Annotated in this window: 14 protein-coding genes and 1 pseudogene; 11 read left to right on the top strand and 4 right to left on the bottom strand. The window is 72.1% G+C overall.

Translation table 11 applies throughout. The features are described 5' to 3' along the window. Positions 1 to 7 precede the first annotated feature (7 nt). Positions 8 to 433, bottom strand: coding sequence for a VOC family protein (locus ACFYW3_RS17285; RefSeq protein ID WP_351763224.1), 426 nt, complete (start codon positions 431 to 433; stop codon positions 8 to 10). Positions 434 to 633: 200 nt separating this feature from the next. On the opposite strand from ACFYW3_RS17285, the gene argC reads away from it, so the two are divergent. From argC to ACFYW3_RS17255, 6 genes are all read left to right on the top strand, one after another. Continuing rightward, positions 634 to 1,662 (top strand): N-acetyl-gamma-glutamyl-phosphate reductase, encoded by a 1,029-nt coding sequence (argC, locus tag ACFYW3_RS17280; protein ID WP_351763222.1) that lies wholly within the window; start codon positions 634 to 636, stop codon positions 1,660 to 1,662. Further along, entirely contained in the window at positions 1,659 to 2,816 is a 1,158-nt protein-coding gene (gene argJ / locus ACFYW3_RS17275) for a bifunctional glutamate N-acetyltransferase/amino-acid acetyltransferase ArgJ (protein ID WP_389386673.1), read from the top strand. Before argC ends, argJ begins: the two co-directional genes overlap by 4 nt. Beyond that, positions 2,813 to 3,721, top strand: a complete 909-nt coding sequence (gene argB / locus ACFYW3_RS17270) for an acetylglutamate kinase (protein WP_267797522.1) — start codon at positions 2,813 to 2,815, stop codon at positions 3,719 to 3,721. Before argJ ends, argB begins: the two co-directional genes overlap by 4 nt. Then, positions 3,718 to 4,944, top strand: a complete 1,227-nt coding sequence (locus ACFYW3_RS17265; protein WP_389386672.1) for an acetylornithine transaminase — start codon at positions 3,718 to 3,720, stop codon at positions 4,942 to 4,944. The genes argB and ACFYW3_RS17265 overlap by 4 nt, the downstream gene beginning before the upstream one ends. A gap of 7 nt (positions 4,945 to 4,951) precedes the next feature. Next, positions 4,952 to 5,488 (top strand): arginine repressor, encoded by a 537-nt coding sequence (locus ACFYW3_RS17260; RefSeq protein WP_053681932.1) that lies wholly within the window; start codon positions 4,952 to 4,954, stop codon positions 5,486 to 5,488. Positions 5,489 to 5,729: 241 nt separating this feature from the next. Continuing rightward, a complete protein-coding gene (locus tag ACFYW3_RS17255; RefSeq protein ID WP_389386671.1) occupies positions 5,730 to 6,689 on the top strand; it encodes a hypothetical protein in 960 nt (319 codons plus the stop codon). Here the strand turns inward: ACFYW3_RS17255 and ACFYW3_RS17250 are convergent. Then, a complete protein-coding gene (locus tag ACFYW3_RS17250) occupies positions 6,686 to 7,381 on the bottom strand; it encodes a L,D-transpeptidase (RefSeq protein ID WP_389386670.1) in 696 nt (231 codons plus the stop codon). The genes ACFYW3_RS17255 and ACFYW3_RS17250 overlap by 4 nt on opposite strands. A 3-nt stretch (positions 7,382 to 7,384) precedes the next feature. Then, positions 7,385 to 7,966, bottom strand: coding sequence for a pyridoxamine 5'-phosphate oxidase family protein (locus ACFYW3_RS17245; RefSeq protein WP_351763364.1), 582 nt, complete (start codon positions 7,964 to 7,966; stop codon positions 7,385 to 7,387). A gap of 256 nt (positions 7,967 to 8,222) precedes the next feature. Here ACFYW3_RS17245 and ACFYW3_RS17240 point away from each other — a divergent pair. Further along, positions 8,223 to 8,393: pseudogene (locus tag ACFYW3_RS17240) on the top strand (argininosuccinate synthase domain-containing protein); the annotation flags it as partial. A 185-nt stretch (positions 8,394 to 8,578) separates the two neighbouring features. Then, positions 8,579 to 10,009: an argininosuccinate lyase gene (argH, locus tag ACFYW3_RS17235; protein WP_389386669.1), complete on the top strand. Its 1,431-nt coding sequence runs from the start codon at positions 8,579 to 8,581 to the stop codon at positions 10,007 to 10,009. A gap of 220 nt (positions 10,010 to 10,229) precedes the next feature. On the opposite strand, the gene ACFYW3_RS17230 is transcribed toward argH, so the two are convergent. Next, positions 10,230 to 10,751: an HAD domain-containing protein gene (locus ACFYW3_RS17230; RefSeq protein ID WP_389386668.1), complete on the bottom strand. Its 522-nt coding sequence runs from the start codon at positions 10,749 to 10,751 to the stop codon at positions 10,230 to 10,232. A 92-nt stretch (positions 10,752 to 10,843) separates the two neighbouring features. On the opposite strand from ACFYW3_RS17230, the gene ACFYW3_RS17225 reads away from it, so the two are divergent. From ACFYW3_RS17225 to ACFYW3_RS17215, 3 genes are all read left to right on the top strand, one after another. After that, complete coding sequence (locus tag ACFYW3_RS17225; RefSeq protein WP_351763370.1) at positions 10,844 to 11,395, top strand: helix-turn-helix domain-containing protein; 552 nt, start codon at positions 10,844 to 10,846, stop codon at positions 11,393 to 11,395. After that, the gene (locus ACFYW3_RS17220) at positions 11,392 to 12,936 is read left to right on the top strand and encodes an MFS transporter (RefSeq protein WP_351763372.1); all 1,545 of its coding nucleotides are present in this window, start codon (positions 11,392 to 11,394) and stop codon (positions 12,934 to 12,936) included. The genes ACFYW3_RS17225 and ACFYW3_RS17220 overlap by 4 nt, the downstream gene beginning before the upstream one ends. Before the next feature lie 81 nt (positions 12,937 to 13,017). Then, positions 13,018 to 14,502: a membrane-associated oxidoreductase gene (locus tag ACFYW3_RS17215; RefSeq protein ID WP_351763374.1), complete on the top strand. Its 1,485-nt coding sequence runs from the start codon at positions 13,018 to 13,020 to the stop codon at positions 14,500 to 14,502. The last annotated feature ends 15 nt before the right edge of the window (positions 14,503 to 14,517 follow it).

Genomic DNA, 14,517 nt, shown 5'->3' with positions numbered 1-14,517 from the left:
GGGCCGGTCAGAGGATCGGCTCGCCGATCCCCACCAGGTTCCCCTCGCTGTCACGGAACCAGGCGGCGCGCTCACCCCGCGCCCCCTTGCTCGGGTAGTTCCCCTCGATCTCGGCGATCCCGCCCTCGGTGTGCAACCCGGGCGCGTCGACCTCCTCGAACCGCACCCCGCGTCGCCGCAGCTCCGCCACGACCGAGGTCAGGTCGTCGACCACCCAGCCCATCTGGGTGAACGTGCCGGGGGACGCCCCCGTCGACGCGAACAGCACGAACTCCGTGCCCCCGCACCGGTACAACAGCCCACCCGGCCGTTCGTCCACGGGCTCCAGACCCAGCCTCTCGGCGTAGAAACGCCTCGCCCGCTCCAGATCCTGCGCGGGCAGCCGGGTCGCGACGTGTCCCCGGGCCAGAATGTTGCCGTCGTCAGCGTTCACGACACCACTGTGCCGCGCACCGCGACCGAACCGGGGGCGACATGCGCGGGCCGCGATCGGACGGCGCGGCGCCATGCGAGGTGACGCGAGGTGACGCGAGGCGAGGCGGGGTGACGCGAGGCGATGCGGTGCGTGCCCTGCGGGGCTTTGCATAAACGTGCATAGATACGTATAGTCATGCCATCGATGAGGAGGGTCCGATGGCGGTACGTGTAGCGGTGGCCGGAGCGAGCGGATACGCGGGCGGTGAAGTCCTGCGCCTGCTGCTCTCGCACCCCGAGGTGGAGATCGGCGCGCTGACCGGCAACTCCAACGCGGGCCAGTCCCTCGGCGCCCTGCAACCGCACCTCGTGCCACTCGCCGACCGGACCCTGGAGGCGACCACGCCCGAGGTCCTCGCCGGACACGACGTCGTCTTCCTCGCCCTGCCGCACGGCCAGTCCGCAGCCGTCGCCGCGCGGCTCGGCGAAGACGTCCTCGTCGTCGACATGGGCGCCGACCACCGGCTCAAGGACTCCGCCGACTGGGACAGGTTCTACGGCGCTCCGCACGCCGGAACCTGGCCCTACGGACTTCCCGAGCTCCCCGGCGCCCGCGCCGCGTTGGAGCGGGCCAAGCGTATCGCCGTTCCCGGCTGCTTCCCCACCGCCGTCTCGCTCGCGCTGTTCCCGGCGTACGCGGCGGGACTCGCCGAGCCGGAGGCCGTGATCGTGGCCGCCACCGGCACCTCCGGCGCCGGCAAGGCCCTCAAGCCCCACCTGCTCGGCTCCGAGGTGATGGGCGCGGTCACCCCGTACGGGGTGGGCGGCGGCCACCGCCACACGCCCGAGATGGTGCAGAACCTCAGCCCCCTCGCGGGCCGGCGGGTCTCGGTGTCCTTCACGCCCACCCTGGTGCCCATGGCCCGGGGCATCCTCGCCACCTGCTCCGCCAAGGCCCTCCCCGGCACCACCGCCGAAGCGGTCCGCGCCGCGTACGAGAAGGCGTACGCCGACGAGCCCTTCGTACACCTCCTCCCCGAGGGGCGGTGGCCCGTCACCAAGTCCGTCCACGGCTCCAACGCCGCCCAGGTTCAGGTGGCGTACGACGAGTCCGCCGGGCGGATCATCGCGATCAGCGCCATCGACAACCTGACCAAGGGCACCGCCGGCGGCGCGGTGCAGAGCATGAACATCGCCCTCGGCTTCGACGAGGGCCTGGGTCTTTCCACGATCGGAGTCGCACCGTGAGCGTCACGGCAGCACAGGGATTCACGGCGGCGGGCATCGCCGCCGGAATCAAGGCGAACGGCAGCCCGGACCTGGCCCTCGTGGTCAACAACGGGCCGCGACTGGCGGCCGCGGGCGTCTTCACCTCCAACCGCGTCAAGGCCGCGCCCGTGCACTGGTCCGAGCAGGTCCTGCGCGGCGCCGCCGTCAGCGCGGTGATCCTCAACTCCGGCGGCGCCAACGCCTGTACCGGCCCCAAGGGGTTCCAGGACACCCACGCCACGGCGGAGAAGGTCGCCGAGGCGCTCGGCGGCGAACACAACGCCGGCGAGATCGCCGTCGCCTCCACCGGCCTGATCGGCGTCCTGCTCCCCATGGACAAGCTGCTCGCCGGCGTCGAGACCGCGGTCACCGCCCTCTCCGCCGACGGCGGCGAGGACGCGGCCATCGCCATCAAGACCACCGACAGCGTGCACAAGACGGCCACCGTCACCCGGGACGGCTGGACCGTCGGCGGCATGGCCAAGGGCGCGGGCATGCTCGCCCCGGGACTGGCCACCATGCTCGTCGTCCTCACCACCGACGCCGACCTGGACGCCCCCACCCTCGACAAGGCGCTCCGCGCCGCCACCCGCACCACCTTCGACCGGGTCGACTCCGACGGCTGCATGTCCACCAACGACACCGTGCTGCTGCTCGCCTCGGGCGCGTCCGGCCGGGTGCCCGTGTACGAGGACTTCGCGGAGGCCGTACGGACGGTCTGCGACGACCTCGCCCGACAGTTGATCGGCGACGCCGAGGGCGCGAGCAAGGACATCCGCGTCGAGGTCGTCGGCGCGCTCGGCGAGGACGACGCGGTCGAGGTCGGCCGGTCCATCGCCCGGAACAACCTCCTCAAGTGCGCCCTCCACGGCGAGGACCCCAACTGGGGCCGGGTGCTCTCCGCCATCGGCACCACCCGGGCCGCCTTCGACCCGGACCGGCTGAACGTCGCCATCAACGGCGTCTGGGTGTGCCGCAACGGCTCGGTCGGCGAGGACCGCGAGCTGGTCTCCATGAAGGACCGCGAGGTCCGCATCACCGCCGACCTCGCGAACGGCTCCGCGTCCGCGGTGATCTGGACCAACGACCTGACCGCCGAGTACGTCCACGAGAACAGCGCGTACAGCTCATGAGCACCGCGAGGAAGCACACCGCGCTCCCCAAGGCCGAGATCCTCATCGAGGCCCTGCCCTGGCTGACCCGCCACAACGGCAAGATCGTCGTGATCAAGTTCGGCGGCAACGCCATGATCGACGAGAACCTCAAGGCGGCCTTCGCCCAGGACGTGGTCTTCCTGCGCCAGGCCGGCCTGCGGCCCGTCGTCGTGCACGGCGGCGGACCGCAGATCAACGCCCAGTTGGACAAGCAGGGCCTGGTCAGCGAGTTCAAGGCGGGCCTGCGCGTCACCACGCCGGAGGCCATGGACGTCGTACGCATGGTGCTCGCGGGACAGGTCCAGCGCGAGCTGGTCGGGCTGCTCAACCAGCACGGGCCGCTCGCCGTCGGCATGACCGGCGAGGACGCCCACACCATCACCGCGACCAAGCACAGCCCGCAGATCGGCGGCGAACTCGTCGACATCGGCCGGGTCGGGGTGATCACCGCCATCGAGACGGGCGCGATCGAGGCGCTGCTGGCCGACGGCCGGATCCCCGTCATCTCCTCCATCGCGCGCAGCGCCGACGACCACCACGTCTACAACGTCAACGCCGACACGGCGGCCGCGGCCCTCGCCGCCGCGCTGGGCGCCGAGACGCTGATGGTCCTCACCGACGTCGAGGGCCTGTACGCGGACTGGCCGAACAGCGACGAGGTGATCAGCCGGCTCACCGTCGGCGAGCTGGAGAAACTGCTGCCCGAGCTGTCCAGCGGCATGGTGCCCAAGATGGAGGGCTGCCTGCACGCCGTGCGCAACGGGGTGAACACCGCCCGCGTGATCGACGGACGGGTCCAGCACTCGATCCTGTTGGAGATCTTCACCGACGAGGGAATCGGCACGATGGTCGTGCCCGACGCACAGGGAGGGGAACCCGCATGACCGGCAACCAGGAGACCGGCAACCAGCGCTACGGCGCCCGCTGGCGGGAGGCGCTGACCGACAACTACGGCACCCCGGCGCTGGCCCTCGTGCGCGGCGAAGGCGCCCAGGTCTGGGACGCGGACGGCAGGCAGTACACCGACTTCGTCGGCGGCATCGCGGTCAACGCCCTGGGCCACGCGCACCCGGCGATCGTGTCGGCCGTCACCTCGCAGATCTCCACCCTCGGCCACGTCTCCAACCTGTACGCCTCCGGGCCGGTGTTGGCACTCGCCGAGCGGCTGCTCCAGCTCTTCGACCGGCCCGGGCGGATCTTCTTCTGCAACTCCGGCGCCGAGGCCGTCGAGGGCGCCTTCAAGATCGGCCGGTTGACCGGCCGGACCCACATGGTGGCCACCGACGGCGGCTTCCACGGCCGGACCATGGGCGCCCTCGCGCTCACCGGCCAGCCCGCGAAGCAGGAGCCCTTCCTGCCCCTGCCCGGCGAGGTCACGCACGTGCCCTACGGCGATGTGGAGGCCCTGCGGGCCGCCGTCACCGAGGAGACCGCGCTGGTGATCATCGAACCGATCCAGGGCGAGAACGGCGTCGTCGTCCCGCCCGCCGGCTATCTGACGGCCGCCCGTGAGATCACCCGGGCCACCGGGACCCTGCTCGTGCTCGACGAGGTGCAGACCGGCGTCGGGCGGTGCGGCCAGTGGTTCGAGCACCAGGCCCACGAGGGCGTCGAACCCGATCTCGTCACGCTCGCCAAGGGCCTGGGCGGTGGCCTGCCGATCGGCGCCGTCGCCGCCTTCGGCCCGGCCGCCGAGCTGCTCCGGCCCGGCCAGCACGGCACCACCTTCGGCGGGAACCCGGTCGCCTGCGCCGCCGGCCTCGCCGTGATCGACACCATCGCCGCCGACGGCCTGCTCGACCGGGTCAAGGCACGCGGCGAACGGCTGCGCTCCGGGATCGAGGGCCTGGGCCACGGCCTGGTCTCCCACGTCCGCGGCGCCGGCCTCCTGCTGGGTATCGTGCTGACCGAGCCGCTCGCCGCCCTGGTGCAGCAGGCGGCCCAGGACGCCGGCTTCCTGGTGAACGCGCCCGCCCCCGACGTCGTACGGCTGATGCCCCCGTACGTACTGACCGAGGCCGAGGCGGACGCGTTCCTCGGGGCCCTGCCCGGCGTGCTCGACGCAGCCAAGGACGCAGCCAACGGGGACGGACGAACCGGGGAATGAGACGACGATGAGTCAGGCGCAGGAACACGAGCAGAACGGCCAGTCCGTCCCCCAGACCCGCACGGCACGCCACCGCCGGATCGTGGACATCCTCAATCGGCAACCGGTGCGCTCGCAGAGCCAGTTGGCCAAGCTGCTCGCCGACGACGGGCTGAGCGTCACCCAGGCCACGCTCTCCCGGGACCTCGACGAGCTGGGCGCGGTGAAGATCCGCAACACCGGCGGCGAGCTGATCTACGCGGTGCCCAGCGAGGGCGGTTTCCGCACCCCGCAGGCCCCCCTCGGCGAGTCGGCGAAGGAGGAGCGCATGCGGCGCCTCTCCGGGGAACTGCTGATCTCCGCCGAGGCCTCCGCGAACCTCGTGGTCCTGCGCACCCCGCCGGGTGCGGCCCAGTTCCTCGCGTCCGCGATCGACCAGGCCGAACTCCGGGAGATCCTCGGCACCATCGCCGGTGACGACACCCTGATGCTCATCAGCCGTGATCCGGCGGGCGGTCAGGCCCTCGCCGACCACCTGCTGCGGTTGGCGCAGAAGGAGGGCTGAGCCCCGCGAGGCGACCCGCCCCGGGCGACCCGCCCCGGGCGCCCAGCCTCGGGCGGATGCCTTGGGGACGGGAGCCTTGAGGACGGATGCCTCGGGGGCGGGAGTCTTGGGGGCGGGAGCCTTGGTGACGGGAGCCTCGGGGACAGGTGCCTCGGGGGCGGGAGTCTTGGGGGCGGGAGCCCCGGGGGCGGGCACCGAAATCGGCTGTCGGGAACGCCTGTTCGCCCCCTAGCCTCGGAGGGTGCACTCCTTCGCCCTCCCCGCCTCGCTGACCGTCGTGGTCTGCCTCCTGTACGGGGCCGTCGGCGTGCGGTGGTGGCACCGGGCCGCCGCCGGTCGGGCCCTGGCCGAGGCCGTCGCCGGCCTGGACGTGGATCCGTACCACTCCGCCGTCGTCACCGGCCACGCGACCGAGGCGGCCGCCGCCGAGCTGCTCCTCGACCGGTACGCGTACCTCGACCACCGCGGCCTGGTCCGGCTGACGAAGGCGGGCCGCACCAAGGGGCGAACGCCCGCGCACCCGGTACCCGCCGCGCTGCTGGAAGCCGTCCGCCGCAGCCACCCCCGGCTCGTCTCCCCGGGCCGGATCCACCGGCACGACGCGGTGTACCTGGAGCGGCTCGCCGCGTACCGCCGGGACCGGGAGGCGACCTGGCCGCGACTGCCCCGGCCACCGGGCGGCGCGCCCGGCGCCGACCGGCCGTGTCTGTCGGCCTGCGGATGTCTGCTGCTGCTTCCGCTGCTCGCCCTGATGGCGGCGTCCGCCATGGCGGTACTGGAGTCACGCCCGCACACGGTCGCCCAGTGGGCCTCGACCCTGGCGACCGCGGCGGCGCTCGTGGCCCTGTGGTGCGCGGAACCCGTCCACCGCAGGATGCTCGCCGCCACGGCCGTTCCCGACCTGCCGGCGGAGCGCCACCGGGCTCTCCCGCACCCGGCGTTGACGGCGCTGGACGCCCGGCGCACCGCCCTGGTGCACCGCGGTCTCGAAGACCGGGACCGGCCGCGCGGCCCCGTCGCCCGGGGCCCGCGCGTCCGGGCCCACAGGAGGCGGGGCGCCGGCGGGCGGTGCGGAACCGGCGCGCCGGGCCGCCGGGCGGACCGGCGAAGGCCTCCCGTCCGCCACCCCGCAGCGCCCCGCCCCGCACGCCCCGCACGCCCGCGTGTCCGCCGACCGCGCCCGCGCCGGGAGAGCCCCTAGTACCGGGTCACGGCGAGCGGGCCGTCCTGCGTGCCGACCGCGATGTGCGGCCGGCGCCGGGGGTCCGCCCAGCGCAGGATCGCGCGCATCGACCGCTCCGGCACGGACACACAGCCCGCCGTCGCACCCTTGCCGTCGACGTGCAGGAAGATGCCCGCACCCCGGCCGCGCACCGGCCGGTCGTAGTTGAAGTCCATCACCAGCGCGTGCGCGTACTGCTGCCGGTAGGTGACCAGGTGCTCGGCCTCGCCCGGCGCGCAGTCGGCGGGCAGCGGCTCCACCCAGCGGTTGTAGCTGCTCGACGCGTTGTCCTGGCACCACCAGGAACGCTCGGTCACCCGTCGGTACCGGGTGCGGTACTTCGTGCCCGCGGGCGGGGCCGCGATGCCGAACGCGTACGGCAGTCCGTACAGGCCCGCCGGGGTGGTGCTGGTGCCCTGGACCCGGGTGGTGCCCTCGGCCAGGCCGTTCGCCCCGAACCGCGCGGGGGCGCTGCCCGCCTTGTACCAGCGTCCCGCGCGACGGTCCCACCAGGTGAGCCGACCGGTCGTGGAGCCGGCGGAGGGGGCGACGGCGACGATCAACTGACTGCCGCCCCCGGTGTCGGCGAGGCGCGCGGGCAGGGGCGTGGGGCCGGGCCACAGCAGGCTTGTGACGAACAGTGAGCCGGCGAGGAGAGCGGTACGCAGCACCCGTCAGACGGTACGGGCAGGGAGGGGCAGAGGCAGCGCAGGCAGGCCGTCGAGACTCGTTCCGATGTGGTCCTTCTTCTCGCAGTACTCGGCGAACTCCTCGTCCGTCTTGCGGCCGAAGTACTCCGCGTGCAGGGTGCGCTCGCCCTGGTAGTCCATGAGGGGGACTGCGTAACCGCAGACGTCCGCGATCCGCCGGGCGTGGACCACGACGATCGCCCGCGCCGAGGGCCCGTCGGCCTCCCCGAACAGGGCGATCAGCTCGCCCCAGCGCGGATCGTCACGGAAGACCGCCTCGCCCTCGCCGTGGATGCGCACGATGTTCGGCGGACCGGAGAACGCGCACCACATCAGCGTGATGCGGCCGTTCTCGCGGACGTGGGCGACGGTCTCGGCGCCGCTCCCGCCGAAGTCGAGATAGGCGAGGGTCTGCTCGTCGATGACGACGAGCGTCCCGGCGCGGCCCTTGGGGGAGAGGTTGACATGACCGTCCCCGGCGAGCGGGGCGGTCGCGGTGAAGAAGACCGGCTGGTCCTCGATGAACTTCCGCAGGCGGCCGTCGATCCGTTCATGCAGTTTTCCCATGACCTGATCATCTCCCGCCGCGAGGGACGACCGCCGCACGTTTCACGGCGTGAGACCCCGGGTGTCCACCCACGCCGGCGCGGTCCTCCGCGCCCTCGATGCGCCGATACCGCAGACGTTCATACGGCACGGGCCATTGAATAACCGCAGGCCAGGGGTGTACGAGGTCGGTCGATTGACGAAACATACGGAGCAGTGCATAGTTATGCCCATCGTTGAACGCATCGTGCCGAACGCACCGTGAGGAGGCGCTCCCGTGACCGAGCGAGTCGTACTCGCCTACTCGGGCGGTCCGGACGCCTCCGTCGCCATCGGCCGGCTCGCCGAGGAGACGGGCGCCGAGGTCGTCGCCGTCGCCGTGGACGTCGGCCAGGGCGGCGGGGACCTGGACGTCATCCGCCCGGCCACCTACGGCTCGGGCGACATCTTCGACCAGTCCGAGGCCCGGGGTTTCATCGAGATCTTCGGCCTGTCGTCGAAGATCGCCGCACGCCGCGACCTCGTCTGAGTCCAGTCGTTGGGTCGTTGCGCAGTACGACGTCGGCCTCCCCGACACCTCCGCGGCGGGGAGTCCGCGCACATCCGAGCATGCAGTCCTGAGGAGCAGTAGCTGTGAGCAGCAACAACGGTGGTGACGTCCGGCTCTGGGGCGGCCGGTTCGCCGACGGCCCCGCCGAGGCCCTCGCGAAACTGTCCGCGTCGGTCCACTTCGACTGGCGCCTCGCGCCGTACGACATCGCCGGTTCCCGGGCCCACGCCCGCGTCCTGCACAAGGCGGGTCTCCTGACGGCCGAGGAACTGGACCGGATGACCGACGGTCTGGACCGGCTGGAGGCCGACGTGGCCGACGGCTCCTTCGTCGGCACGATCGCCGACGAGGACGTCCACACCGCCCTGGAGCGGGGTCTCCTGGAGCGGCTCGGCGCCGACCTCGGCGGCAAGCTGCGCGCCGGCCGGTCCCGCAACGACCAGGTGGCCACCCTCTTCCGGATGTACCTGCGCGACCACGCCCGGATCGTCGGCGGCCTGATCGCGGACCTCCAGGACGCGCTGGTCGGTCTCGCCGAGACGCACCCCGACGTGGCCATGCCGGGCCGGACCCACCTCCAGCACGCGCAGCCGGTGCTCTTCGCCCACCACGTGCTGGCCCACGTGCAGTCCCTGTCCCGGGACGCCGAGCGGCTGCGCCAGTGGGACACCCGGACCGCGGTCTCCCCGTACGGCTCGGGCGCCCTCGCGGGCTCCTCGCTGGGCCTGGACCCGGAGGCGGTCGCCGCCGACCTGGGCTTCGAGCGCGGCTCGGTCGGCAACTCGATCGACGGCACCGCCTCCCGGGACTTCGTCGCCGAGTTCGCCTTCATCACCGCGATGATCGGGATCAACCTGTCCCGGATCGCGGAGGAGATCATCATCTGGAACACGAAGGAGTTCTCCTTCGTGACCCTGCACGACGCCTTCTCCACCGGCTCGTCGATCATGCCGCAGAAGAAGAACCCGGACATCGCCGAGCTCGCGCGGGGCAAGTCGGGTCGGCTCATCGGCAACCTGACCGGCCTGCTCGCCACCCTGAAGGCCCTCCCGCTCGCCTACAACCGGGACCTGCAGGAGGACAAGGAGCCCGTCTTCGACTCCTGCGACACCCTCGAAGTCCTGCTCCCCGCCTTCACCGGCATGATGGCCACCCTCACGATCAACCGGCAGCGGATGGAGGAGTTGGCCCCGGCGGGCTTCTCCCTCGCCACCGACATCGCGGAGTGGCTGGTCAAGCAGGGCGTGCCGTTCCGGGTGGCGCACGAGGTGGCCGGCGAGTGCGTCAAGGAGTGCGAGGCGCTCGACATCGAGCTCGACGAGCTCACCGACGAGCAGTTCGCGAAGATCTCGGAGCACCTCACCCCCGAGGTCCGTACCGTCCTGAACGTCGCCGGGGCCCTGGCCTCCCGCAACGGCCGGGGCGGCACCGCCCCCTCGGCGGTGGCCACCCAGCTCACCGAGCTCAAGGCCGACCTGGTCATCCAGCACGCCTGGGCGATCCACAAGCAGTAGCCGCACGACAGCGGCAGCCGCATGGCAGTAGTAGCCGCATGGCAGTAGTAGCCGCACGAAGGCGGTGGCCGCACGACAGCGGCAGCCGCACGACAGCAGTAGCCGCAACGACAGCGGTGGCCGCATGACCCCATGGGGGCGGCCGGAGCACCCGCTCCGGCCGCCCCCATCGGCGTGCCATGCCGCCCGGTCGGCCCGGTCCGCCGGTCGCCCGGGCGCCCTACGCGGCCCAGCGCGCCAGCGCGTCGAAGTCGGCCGGGGTCAGCCCGATCCGCTCGTCGATCCGCATCAGCAGGGTGCGCGCCGGATGGTGCAGGTCCACGTACTCCCGGTCCATCGTGGTGATGTCGTCGTCGATCCACGCGAAGGGGCGCTCCCGGGCGTACTCCAGGATGTACTGCGTCTTCCAGAAGGTGCCGCGCGGCGCCCGGCCGTGCATCTGTGGCCAGTCGATGTACGGCAGCCGGGGGAGCCCCAGGTGGGGGCCTATCCAGTCGTTGGCCTCGTCCTTCCAGGTCGTCGCCCAGACCAGCTCGTAGGACTCCGCCAGGGCGAGCAGCTCCGTGCCGTGGTCGGGGTTCAGCCAGACCCGCAGGGGCTTGCGGCTCTCGGCCTCGGTCCAGCCGGTGGGGCGCATGCGGTGGGTGCCGTAGCCCTCGGGGCGGCTCTGCGGTTTGGCCGCGTACGGGTTCAGCGGGCCGTCGACGTCGATCAGCAGCAGGGGGCGGTGTCGCGGGTTCATCTCGACAGGATTCCTTTCGCCGCCCCAAGGGGCAGCCCATTTTTGGATCACTCGATGAGACAAAGTTGTCTCATTCGGGTTATGGTTGTCTCATGGCCATGGATCGTGACCAGGTGCTCCGCGACGCGGCGGCCCTGCTCTCCCGCAAATCGACCGCGACGATGGACGAGGTCGCCCGCGCCGCCGGAATCGGCCGCGCGACCCTCCACCGACACTTCGCCGGGCGCGACGCCCTCGTACGGGCCCTGGAGGATCTGGGGATCCGCGAGTTCGAGGTGGCGTTCGACAACGCCCGCCTCGGAGAGGACACGGCCGTCGACGCGCTCAAGCGACTCGTCGCCGAGGTGGAGCCCAACGCCCAACTGCTGGCCTTCCTCGTCACCGAGAACCAACTGTTCGAGGGCGACGAGGTCAACGAGGGCTGGGCCCGCCTCGACGCCCGCGTGAGCGCCCTCTTCCGGCGCGGCCAGGAAGAGGGACACATCAGGATCGACCTGAGCCCCGCGTGGCTCACCGAGGCCCTCTACGGGCTGGTCGGCACCTGCGCCTGGGCCGTCATGGACGGCCGGGTCGCGGCCAAGGACTTTCAGTACATGATCATCGAGCTGCTGCTCGGTGGCGCACGACGGAGCGTGGAGAAATGAGTCGTACCGAAGAGCTGAGCAGGCGGACGGGGACGGAGGGACAGAGCCGAGGACGCTGGCTGGCGCTCTCCGTGCTCGTCCTGGCCGTGCTGCTGGTCGCGGTCGACGCCACCGTGCTCGGCCTCGCCACCCCCGCCCTCAGCGAGGATCTCAAGCCGTCCGGCACCCAACTGCTGTGGATCGGCGACATCTACTCCTTCGTCATCGCCGGTCTGCTCGTCTCCATGGGCTCCCTCGGCGACCGCATCGGCCGCAAGAAGCTGCTGCTCATCGGCGCCACGGCCTTCGGCGCCGTCTCCGTGCTCAACGCTTACGCGAGCAGCCCCGAGATGATGATCGTGGCCCGCGCGCTCCTCGGCGTGGCCGGCGCCACCCTGATGCCGTCCACCCTCGCGCTGATCCGCAACATCTTCCACGACCCCAGGGAGCGCAGCCTCGCCATCGGCATCTGGGGCGCCACCGCCTCGGCCGGCGCGGCCGTCGGCCCCGTCGTCGGCGGAGCGCTGCTCCAGCACTTCTGGTGGGGCTCGGTCTTCCTCATCAACCTCCCCGTGATGATCGTCCTGGTCATCGTCGGCATCAAGCTGCTGCCCGAGTCCAAGAACCCGGTCGCCGGGCCCTGGGACCTGATCAGTGTCGGCCTCTCCCTCGTCGGCATCATCGCCGTCGTCTACGCCGTCAAGGAAGCCGCCACCCACGGGCCCTCGTGGGAGGCCGCCGGCATCGCCGTCCTCGGCATCGGCACGCTCTACGCCTTCGTGCGCCGCCAGTTCACGCTGACCGCGCCGCTGCTCGACATGCGGCTGTTCAAGCACCGCGGCTTCTCCGGCGCGGTCCTCGCCGACCTGCTCACCGTCTTCGGACTGTCCGGCCTGGTCTTCTTCCTGTCCCAGTTCCTCCAGCTCGTCCAGGGGCGCGAGCCGCTGGAGGCGGGCCTGGCGGAGCTGCCCGCCGCGATCGGCGCGGTGGCCACGGGTCTGCTCGCCGGCCGGTACGCCCGCAAGTACTCGGTACGGGTGCTGGTCAGCGGTGGCCTCGCCGCCATCGGCGCGGCCCTCGCCGTCCTGACCGTGATCCACAAGGAGACCGGTTACCCGCTGCTCGGCGCGGCCCTGCTCGTCGTCGGCCTCGGCGCCGGCTTCTCCTTCACGGTCACCGCCGACGTCATCCTCTCCAGCGTCCCCAAGGAGCAGGCCGGTTCCGCCTCGGCCGTCTCCGAGACCGCGTACGAACTCGGCGCCGCCCTCGGCATCGCCCTGCTCGGCTCCATCGTCACCGGCGTCTACCAGAGCTTCACCGCCCCGGCGTCCGTCTCCGGCCCGGTCGCCGACGCGGCGCACGAATCGCTCGGCGGCGCCGTCGAAGCGGCCAAGTCGCTGGACCCGGAGACCGCCCGGACGATGGTCGACGCGGCACAGGTCGCCTTCGTGGACGGGCTGCGACTCGCCTCCGGCGTCGGCGCGGCCGTCCTGCTGGCCACCGCCGTGGCCGCCTGGTTCCTGCTCAAGGGGCAGAAGCTCCAGGACGGGATCGAGCACTGACCACGGCGCCTTGATCTCCTCAAGGAGCGGTGTCCCGCGCATGGTTGACAGTCCGTCGACGCGCGGGACACCATCCCGGCGATGGAGATCAACGAGTTGACGCCGGCCGAGCGCCGCGTATGGGACGCCTTCCCGCGCGGCGAAGGCGTCGACTTCAGGCCGTCACCCGACGAGGACTCCTCGGAGGGTGACTCCTGGGGGCCCGAGCGGACCCTGCGCGCCGAGGTGATCACCGCCCTGGTGCTGAGCGGGACCCCGGCCGCCGGCCAGGTGCCCGGGCTCAACGTCAGGGGCGCCCGGATCACCGGCAAGCTGGACCTCAAGTACGCGATCGTGCCGTACGGGATCCGCCTGCGGGGCTGCTGGTTCGAACGCAAGCCCCTCGTCCACGGGGCCCAACTGCGCGCCCTCGTCCTGTCCGACTCGACACTGCCCGGCCTGACCGGCGCCACCGTGAGCGTCGACATCGCGCTGCGACTGTCCTGCTGCCGGATCACCGGGCCCGTCCGCCTCCAGGGCGCCCGCATATCCGGCGGCCTCTTCATCCGGCGGGCGGTCCTCGGGAACCCGGACGCGCCGGGCGGACAGGACCCGGACGAGGAACCGCCGCTCCAGATCAACCACGCCCAGATCGGCACCGACGTCATCGCCATGGACCTCACCGTCCACGGCCAGACCCGCGCCAACGGCGCCGTCGTCGGCGGCCAGGTGAACCTCGACGGTGCCCGCCTGTTCGCCCCCGGCGACACCGCCCTGCACGCCGAGAACCTCACCGTCGGAACCGACCTGCGGGCCAGGGGCATGGAGGCCCGGGGCCGGGTCAACCTCACCGGAGCCCGCATCCCCGGCCAGCTCAATTTCGCCTACGCCCGGTTGGTCAACCCCGGCGGCGTCGCCCTGCGCGCGTCGAGCTGCGCGATCGGGGAGGTCTGGCTGCGGTCCTGCCCGAGGGTCCAGGGCGAGGTCAACCTGCGCCGCTCCACATTCGACCTGCTCCACATCGAGCCCGACACCTGGCCGGAGCGGATCCGCGTCGACGGCCTGACCTACCGCACCCTCGCCCCGCACCTGCCCGCCGAGCAACGACTGCCCGCCCTGGAACGCGAGGAGTCCGGGTACCTCCCGTACGCCTACGAGCAGCTCTGCGCGGCCTACCGCACGGTCGGCGACGAACTCGCGGCCCGGACCGTCCAACTCGCCAAGCTCCGCCGACACCGACGCACCCAGCCGAGGCACGCCCGGCTCTGGGGACTGCTCCAGGACGTCACCGTCGGCTACGGATACCGGCCGATACGGGCGGCGGGCTGGCTGACGGCCCTGCTGCTCACCGGGTGGATCGCGTACGGGCTGGAGCCGCCGCCCGCCCTGAAGCCGGACGAGACCCCGCCGTTCAACGCCGCGTTCTACACGATCGACCTGATGCTGCCGATCATCGGATTCGGGCAGGAGGGCGCCTTCGCACCACGAGGCTGGTACCAGTGGCTGTCGTACCTGCTGATCGTGACCGGCTGGATCCTCGCCACGACCACCGCGGCGGGCGTCAGCCGGTCACTGCGCCGCCAGTAGCGGCGGCGCGGAGCC

This window comes from Streptomyces sp. NPDC002602 (assembly GCF_042889445.1).
GTDB lineage: Bacteria > Actinomycetota > Actinomycetes > Streptomycetales > Streptomycetaceae > Streptomyces.
Note: the sequence above shows the minus strand (reverse complement) of the source record. Positions and strands in the feature narration are given on the sequence as shown.

Coding starts and splice junctions, on each gene's coding strand:
- argC (WP_351763222.1), top strand. CDS start 634: ATGGCGGTACGTGTAGCGGTGGCCGGAGCGAGCGGATACGCGGGCGGT.
- argB (WP_267797522.1), top strand. CDS start 2,813: ATGAGCACCGCGAGGAAGCACACCGCGCTCCCCAAGGCCGAGATCCTC.
- ACFYW3_RS17265 (WP_389386672.1), top strand. CDS start 3,718: ATGACCGGCAACCAGGAGACCGGCAACCAGCGCTACGGCGCCCGCTGG.
- ACFYW3_RS17260 (WP_053681932.1), top strand. CDS start 4,952: ATGAGTCAGGCGCAGGAACACGAGCAGAACGGCCAGTCCGTCCCCCAG.
- ACFYW3_RS17245 (WP_351763364.1), bottom strand. CDS start 7,966: ATGGGAAAACTGCATGAACGGATCGACGGCCGCCTGCGGAAGTTCATC.
- ACFYW3_RS17230 (WP_389386668.1), bottom strand. CDS start 10,751: ATGAACCCGCGACACCGCCCCCTGCTGCTGATCGACGTCGACGGCCCG.
- ACFYW3_RS17225 (WP_351763370.1), top strand. CDS start 10,844: ATGGCCATGGATCGTGACCAGGTGCTCCGCGACGCGGCGGCCCTGCTC.
- ACFYW3_RS17220 (WP_351763372.1), top strand. CDS start 11,392: ATGAGTCGTACCGAAGAGCTGAGCAGGCGGACGGGGACGGAGGGACAG.
- ACFYW3_RS17215 (WP_351763374.1), top strand. CDS start 13,018: ATGGAGATCAACGAGTTGACGCCGGCCGAGCGCCGCGTATGGGACGCC.